Source organism: Vibrio fluminensis, from assembly GCF_015278125.1.
Classification (GTDB): Bacteria; Pseudomonadota; Gammaproteobacteria; order Enterobacterales; family Vibrionaceae; genus Vibrio; species Vibrio fluminensis.
The window spans coordinates 1-352 of the sequence record NZ_JADILO010000097.1; the positions used below are offsets into that span (position 1 = coordinate 1).

Genomic DNA, 352 nt, shown 5'->3' on the forward strand with positions numbered 1-352 from the left:
TGATGGAAATGAAAAAAGCCCTGCTATTTCTAGCAGGGCTTCTCAATAAGTGGCGGAGTGGACGGGACTCGAACCCGCGACCCCCGGCGTGACAGGCCGGTATTCTAACCAACTGAACTACCACTCCGCAGCGGTATTTTTTGCTAAATAAAGTCTTATGGTTAGGTAGCTTTATTTAGTTTTGCCTTTAGATTTTTCAAAATCTAAAAACAAGTAAACAAGCCTGGCGATGTCCTACTCTCACATGGGGAAGCCCCACACTACCATCGGCGCTATTGCGTTTCACTTCTGAGTTCGGCATGGAATCAGGTGGGTCCGCAACGCTATGGTCGCCAAGCAAATTCTTTAATTC

General features: G+C 46.9%; 1 tRNA gene and 1 rRNA gene. Both read right to left on the reverse strand.

The features are described 5' to 3' along the window. Nucleotides 1-50: 50 nt before the first annotated feature. A tRNA-Asp gene (locus IRQ95_RS22090) sits at nucleotides 51-127 on the reverse strand. A 94-nt stretch (nucleotides 128-221) separates the two neighbouring features. Then, a 5S ribosomal RNA gene (gene rrf / locus IRQ95_RS22095) occupies nucleotides 222-337 on the reverse strand. Nucleotides 338-352: the final 15 nt, after the last annotated feature.